Source organism: Streptomyces sp. NPDC051576, from assembly GCF_040681835.1.
Classification (GTDB): domain Bacteria; phylum Actinomycetota; class Actinomycetes; order Streptomycetales; family Streptomycetaceae; genus Streptomyces.
In genome coordinates this window covers 147,036-153,675 of the sequence record NZ_JBFAZO010000011.1, presented here as the reverse complement: position 1 = coordinate 153,675, position 6,640 = coordinate 147,036, and the positions used below count along the sequence as shown (strand labels likewise).

At 71.9% G+C, this 6,640-nt stretch carries 6 protein-coding genes; 5 read left to right on the top strand and 1 reads right to left on the bottom strand.

The genetic code is table 11. The annotated features are described in order from the left end of the window. Positions 1–415 precede the first annotated feature (415 nt). From AB0M63_RS32275 to AB0M63_RS32265, 3 genes are all read left to right on the top strand, one after another. Positions 416–712, top strand: a complete 297-nt coding sequence (locus AB0M63_RS32275; RefSeq protein WP_355906368.1) for a hypothetical protein — start codon at positions 416–418, stop codon at positions 710–712. Between the two features lie 142 nt (positions 713–854). Further along, positions 855–1,877 carry a phosphotransferase family protein gene (locus AB0M63_RS32270; RefSeq protein ID WP_366021890.1) on the top strand — a complete coding sequence of 341 codons (1,023 nt, stop codon included), beginning with the start codon at positions 855–857 and terminating at the stop codon, positions 1,875–1,877. 6 nt (positions 1,878–1,883) lie between these two features. Continuing rightward, the gene (locus tag AB0M63_RS32265) at positions 1,884–3,098 is read left to right on the top strand and encodes an acyl-CoA dehydrogenase family protein (RefSeq protein ID WP_366021889.1); all 1,215 of its coding nucleotides are present in this window, start codon (positions 1,884–1,886) and stop codon (positions 3,096–3,098) included. Positions 3,099–3,168: 70 nt separating this feature from the next. On the opposite strand, the gene AB0M63_RS32260 is transcribed toward AB0M63_RS32265, so the two are convergent. Further along, entirely contained in the window at positions 3,169–3,747 is a 579-nt protein-coding gene (locus tag AB0M63_RS32260) for a hypothetical protein (RefSeq protein ID WP_355906359.1), read from the bottom strand. 186 nt (positions 3,748–3,933) lie between these two features. Here AB0M63_RS32260 and AB0M63_RS32255 point away from each other — a divergent pair, with 186 nt between their 5' ends. Further along, positions 3,934–5,928, top strand: a complete 1,995-nt coding sequence (locus tag AB0M63_RS32255) for a histidine kinase (protein WP_366021888.1) — start codon at positions 3,934–3,936, stop codon at positions 5,926–5,928. Continuing rightward, on the top strand, positions 5,925–6,632 hold the full coding sequence (locus tag AB0M63_RS32250) for a response regulator transcription factor (RefSeq protein WP_366021887.1): 708 nt from the start codon (positions 5,925–5,927) through the stop codon (positions 6,630–6,632). The genes AB0M63_RS32255 and AB0M63_RS32250 overlap by 4 nt, the downstream gene beginning before the upstream one ends. The last annotated feature ends 8 nt before the right edge of the window (positions 6,633–6,640 follow it).

Genomic DNA, 6,640 nt, shown 5'->3' with positions numbered 1-6,640 from the left:
GGCACGGGCCGCCGGGCACGGGCCGCCGGGCACGGGCCGCCGGGCACGGGCCGCCGGGCACGGGCCGCCGGGCACGGGCCGCCGGGCACGGGCCGCCGGGCACGGGCCGATCGCGCGTCAGCGCGCTCCGGCCCGGACCCACCGATCAGGGAAGCGTGGACTGTTCGTCCGCGTCCCCCGTCCAACACCCGCACCCGCACCGCCCACCCATCGCCTCAGCCCGCCGAAGCGACCACACCCCCGACCTCCCGACGAAGCCCACAGGGCACCCCGCCCCAACCCACAGCACGCCCCGAAGCCCACCCGTGCACCAAGCCCACCGCCCCCCACGCCACGCGCCCGGAATGACCCGATACAAGGCATACGCGTGGCAACCTGTGCGACGTCATCGACCGTACTTCCGAAGGTGAGCGCCATGACCGTCCTGCATTTGGAGCACTCCGCCCACGCCCACGCGCACGGCCCTGACTGCGGGCACGCTGTCGTGCCGCACGGGGACCATGTCGACTACGCGCACGACGGGCATCTGCACCGTGAGCACGGTGGGCACTGGGACGAGTGCGAGCCGGGTGGGCATGTCGCCCACGAGGGGCATGAGCACCGGCACGGTCAGGACTGTGGGCATGAGAGCGTGCTGCACGGCGATCACGTCGACTATGTGCACGACGGTCACCGGCACGCCCTGCACGACGGGCACTGGGACGATCACTGAGGGACGTAGGCCTGGATTCGCCGCTCGACGGCGGATCCGGGCCTATCGTGGCTCCGGTCACGTTTCGCTCCCGTACTGGACGACATACCGACTGGTCGGCATGATGAGTCGAGTCCTGTTCATCCGTTCGTAGGAGTGATGTATGAGCCCCGACCACCCGCCCGGACTCGATCTCGACCGGCTGCGCGGTCTGCTCGACCGCGAGCGGCCCGGTCTGGTGACCGGCCCGCTGTCCGGCCGGCTGATCGAGGGCGGACGGTCGAACCTCACCTACGCGGTCACCGACGGCTCCGCGAAGTGGGTCGTACGGCGCCCCCCGCTCGGCCACGTACTGGCCACCGCGCACGACATGAAGCGCGAGCACCGGGTGATCAGCGCCCTGCACCCGACGAACGTACCGGTGCCCGAGCCCGTGCTGCTCTGCGAGGACGACGAGGTGCTCGGGGCTCCGTTCTACGTCATGGAGTTCGTGGACGGTACGCCGTACCGCACCGCCGACGAACTCGCCCCGCTCGGCCCGGAGCGCACCCGGGGCGCGGTGCTCGAACTGGTCGACACCCTGGTCGAGTTGCACGCGGTGGACCCCGCCGAGGTGGGCCTCGCGGACTTCGGCCGGCCCGAGGGTTTCCTGGACCGTCAACTGCGCCGCTGGGGAAAGCAGTTGGACGCCTCCCGCAACCGCGAGCTGGCCGGCGTCGAGGAGTTGCACGCGGCCCTCGGCCGCCGCCTCCCCAACTCCCCCGCGCCCGCGGTCGTGCACGGCGACTACCGGCTCGACAACGTGCTCATCGGGGACGACGACAAGATCAAGGCCATCCTCGACTGGGAGATGTCCACGCTCGGCGACCCGCTCACCGACCTGGGCCTGCTGGTGATGTACAGCATGCCGCTGGAGCTGCCCAACTCCCCCATCTCCACGACCGCTTCGGCCCCGGGCCACCCCGCACCGGCCGAACTGATCGAGCGGTACGCCGCGCGCTCGGGGCGCGACGTCTCCGCGGTCGCCTGGTACACGGCGTTCGCCTGGTTCAAGCTCGCCGTGATCCTGGAGGGCATCCACTACCGCTACACCCTGGGCCAGACGGTCGGGCGTGGCTTCGACCGCATCGGCGAACTGGTCCCCGTCTTCATCGAGCACGGCCTGACCACCCTTCAGGAAGGCTGATCCACCATGGACTTCGCGTTCGACGCACGCACCGAGGAACTGCGCGCCAAGCTCCTGGCCTTCATGGACGAGTACGTCTATCCGGCCGAAGCCGTCGCCGAGGAGCAGCGCGCCCGGCTCGCCTCCCCCTGGGACACCCCCGCCGTGGTCGGGGAGTTGAAGGCGGAGGCGCGCAGGCAGGGCCTGTGGAACCTCTTCCTGCCCGACTCCGAGTACGGCGCGGGCCTTACCAACCTCCAGTACGCGCCGCTGGCCGAAATCACCGGCCGCTCCCCGCACTTGGCGCCCACCGCGCTGAACTGCGCGGCGCCGGACACCGGCAACATGGAGGTACTTTTCCAGTTCGGCGACGAGCAGCAGAAGAAGCAGTGGCTGGAGCCGCTGCTCGCCGGTGAGATCCGCTCGGCGTTCGCGATGACCGAGCCGGAGGTGGCCTCCTCGGACGCCACCAACATCACCACACTGATCGAGCGCGACGGTGACGAGTACGTCATCACCGGCCGCAAGTGGTACATCTCCGGGGCGATGAACCCGGACTGCAAGATCTTCATCGTGATGGGCAAGACCGACCCGGAGGGGGCAGACCCGCGCCGCCAGCAGTCCATGGTGCTGGTCCCGCGCGACACCCCGGGCGTCACCGTGAAGCGGGCGATGCAGGTCTTCGGCTACGAGGACCACTCGCACGGCGGCCATGCCGAGGTGGTCTTCGACCACGCGCGGGTGCCGGTGACGAACCTGGTCGGCGAGGAGGGCGGCGGCTTCGCCATCGCCCAGGCGCGGCTCGGTCCGGGCCGTATCCACCACTGCATGCGGCTGATCGGCATGGCCGAGCGGGCGATCGAGCTGATGTGCCGACGGGCCGTGTCCCGCACCGCCTTCGGCAAGGCGCTGGCCCAGCAGGGCGTGGTGCACAACTGGATCGCGGACGCGCGGGTCGCCGTGGAGCAACTGCGCCTGCTGGTCCTCAAGACGGCCTGGATGATGGACACGGTCGGCAACAAGGGTGCCCACACGGAGATCCAGGCCATCAAGATCGCCACCCCGCGGACGGTCGTCGGCATCCTCGACCGGGCGATCCAGCTGCACGGCGCGGGCGGTGTGAGCCAGGACTTCCCGCTGGCCGAGCTGTACGCGAGCGCCCGCACCCTGATGCTGGCCGACGGCCCGGACGAGGTGCACCAACGGTCGCTGGCGCGCCGGGAGTTGAAGCAATACCTGTAGTACCTGTAGGCACGTGTGGGGCTGGAAGGGTTGTCGCACCCCTTCCAGCCCCGTTCCCCCGAGGTGATGGTCAGTTGGGCGTGCTCGCCTTCAGGGTCCAGCCCTGGCGGCAGGTGTGGCCGAAGGTGCCGATGTCACAGCCCTCGACGGTGAAGACGTAGGCGCCGGTGTTCCGCTCCAGCACCCGGATCCGGCCGGACGTGGAGCCCCTGAACTCCCGCTGAGTGCCTCCGGGGTCGGAGGCGCTGGTCCAGCGGACCAGGAACGAGTCGTAGTGGTGCTCCGGGGCCGTCGTACCCCAGTTGAAGTAGGCGTAGCCGCGGTCCTCCCACGCGGCGACGACCATGTTGGAGCCCTGGCGCGGCGACCAGGTGGCGGTGCCGTAGGTGAAGTACTGGCGCTTGCCCGCGTACACGTTGTTCAGGTACACGTCCCGGGTGCCGGTGGTCGGGCAGCCCAGCCAGCCGCCGGCTCCGCCGAGCGCGCTCCAACGCTGGTAGATGTGCGGCTCGTTCACCGAGATGCCGCACCCGGCCCGGGCCGGTGTCTGCGCGGGTGTCTGCGCGGCGGCCGGCACCGCCGCCGTGCCGCCGAGAGCGAGCAGGGAGCCCAGGACAACGCCGGTCAGGCGTCGCTTCGTTGACAGCATGGTGTTTCCCCCGTCGGTTCCTGTCGTCCGGTCCGGCGGTGTGCCCGCCGTTCCGCTGCTACGAGCATCGCGGCGACGGGGGCCGGGAGTTGAGGGGAATCCCTCGGGCGACGCCGGGGACCTCTCCCGGGTGGACCGGGAAGCGTTCCCGAGACACCCGGGTGCCGCGCCCCCACGATGGGACGCATGAACGACCGTGACGGGCGCACCCGGCCACCTGCGGCGACGGCGTACGTGCTGTTGGGGCTGGCGGCACTCCAAGTGGCGGTCGGGGCGGTCGCGTTGGCGGTGGCCGAGGTCTCCCTCGCGGACCTGGTCCACTACGACATGGTCGTCGACCTGGCGGTCGGCCTCGCCTACCCGGTCTGCGGCACGGTGATCGCACTGCACCGGCCGCGCAATCCCATCGGGTGGCTGCTGATCGCCTACGGGCTGGGCCACGCCTTCACGGGCCTGTCGATCGGACTGGCCGTCCAGGGCCTGCGGTGGGGCTGGTCACCGGACGTACTGCACGCGCTCACGACGGTCGGCCGCCACACCTGGATCCTCGGCAGCTCCACGGCGTTCGTGCTGGTGTTCTTCCTGTTCCCCGACGGCCGACTGCCCGACCCCCGCTGGCGCTGGGCGCTGGCCGCCCAACTCCTGTCCTCCCCGCTCGACTTCGCGATCTGGGCACGGGACGACTGGGGCCTGTTCCGCGGCACCCCGGCCCAGCCCTCCTATCTCCCGGTGCCGGGCGGCTGGATGCCCGCCCTGCGGGAGATCGAGACCGCCAAGGCCTGTCTGGTGCTGGCCGCCGTGTTCGCCGTCATGGCGATGCGCTACCGGCGCGGCACCGAGCAGGACCGACGACGGCTGCTGTGGCTGATCGCGGGAATACTGCCGCTGGCGCTGAGCATGGCCCTGCAGATCATGGGCTTCCCGGCCGTCTACACCTCGTGCTGCACCCTGTTCCTGCCGACCGCCATCATGATCGCGGTGGTCCGCGAGGAGCTGCTCGACATCCGCCTGGTGGTCTCCCGCAGCCTGCTCTACGGCGCGCTCACAGTCGGCGTGATCGTCGCCTACGTCGGCCTCGTCACCTCCGCCCAGGCCCTCCTCAACCCCGACCCCGCGCTGCTCGGCCCGGCGCTGATCACGGTCACCCTCGCCGTCGTCTTCGAACCCGCCCGCCGCCTGCTGCAACGCGTCGTCGGCCACGCCATGTACGGCGACCGCCACGACCCGGTGCGCGCGGTCTCCCGCATCGGCGAACGGCTGGCCGGCACCGGCGTCGACGCGGTCCCGGAGGCGGTCGGCGAGGCACTGCGGCTGCCGTACGTCTGCGTGGAGTCGAAGTCCGGGGTGACGGACGGGAGTTGGGGTGAGCCAGGGGAACGGATCCACGCCATACCGCTGGACTACGACGGCCGGACCGTCGGCGCGCTGGTGATCGGGCTGCGCCCCGGCGAACAGCAGCCCGACACCGCCGACCTGGCGGTCCTGGAACTGCTCGCCGTACCGCTCGCCGCCGCGCTGCACGCCACCGACCTCACCCGGCAGTTGCAGCACTCCCGGGAACGCATCGTGGCCGCGCGCGAGGAGGAGCGGCGGCGGATCCGCCGCGATCTGCACGACGGGCTCGGGCCGACCCTCGCGGGGGCGGCCTTCCAGGCGGACGCCGTACGCAATCTGCTGGCCTTCGATCCGGAACGGGCGGCGGAGCTGCTCGTCGAGCTGCGGTCCGAGGTCGGGGGCGCGGTCGCGGAGGTGCGCCGGCTGGTGGACGGGCTACGGCCGCCGGATCTGGACCAGTTGGGGCTGCTGGGCGCGCTGCGGGAGCGGGCGGTGCGGCTGTCCTGGCGGGCGGACGGCGTCCCGCTCCAGGTGCGGGTCCGGGCACCGGAGCTGCTGCCGGCGCTGCCCGCCGCCGTGGAGGTCGCCGCGTACCGCATCGCGATCGAGGCGCTGACCAACGCGGCCCGCCACGCCCGCGCCTCCCGGGTGGACCTGAGCATCGAGATCGGCGACGGGCTGCGCCTGGAGGTGTGTGACGACGGTGCGCCGGTGGACGAGGAGACCGCGTGGACGCCGGGGGTGGGCATCACGTCGATGCAGGAACGCGCGGCCGAGCTGGGCGGTCGGTGCGTGGCCGGGCACGGGCGGGTGGTGGCGACACTGCCGTTGGGAGGGGCGACGTGACGGGCGGAGAACCCGGCGGTGAGGACAACGGGGCCGACGGGGACGCGCTGCGGGTCGTGCTCGCCGACGATCATCCCGTGGTCCGTACCGGGCTGGCCGCGCTCCTGGAGTCCGTGCGGGACGGGACCCCCAGGGTGCGGGTCGTCGGGGTCGCCGCGAGCGGGCGGGAGGCGGTCCGGGCGGCGGTGACCCTGCGTCCGCAGGTGATGGTGATGGACATCCGGATGCCCGACCTCAACGGCATCGAGGCGACCCGGGAGATCGGCCGGGTGGCGCCCCGGGTGGCCGTGCTGATGCTCACCATGGTCGAGGAGGACGACTCGGTGTTCGCCGCGATGCGGGCGGGTGCCCTGGGCTATGTCCTCAAGGGCGCGGGCCAGGACGAGATCGTCCGGGCGATCCGGGCGGTGGCCGCCGGTGAGGCGATCTTCGGTCCGGGGGTCGCCCGGCGGGTGCTCGGACAGCTCAGCCGGCCGCCCGCTCGGCCCGATCCCTGCCCGACACTCACCCCGCGCGAACGGGACGTCCTCGCGCTGATCGCCGCCGGCCGGCCCAACTCGATGGTGGCCACCCAACTGGGACTGTCCCCCAAGACGGTCAGCAACCACATGTCGGCGGTACTGGCCAAGCTGGGCGTCGCGGACCGCGCGGAGGCGGCGGCCTGGGCCCGGGAGGCGGGACTGGGGCCCGCTCCCGAGTCGTAGCGGATTTG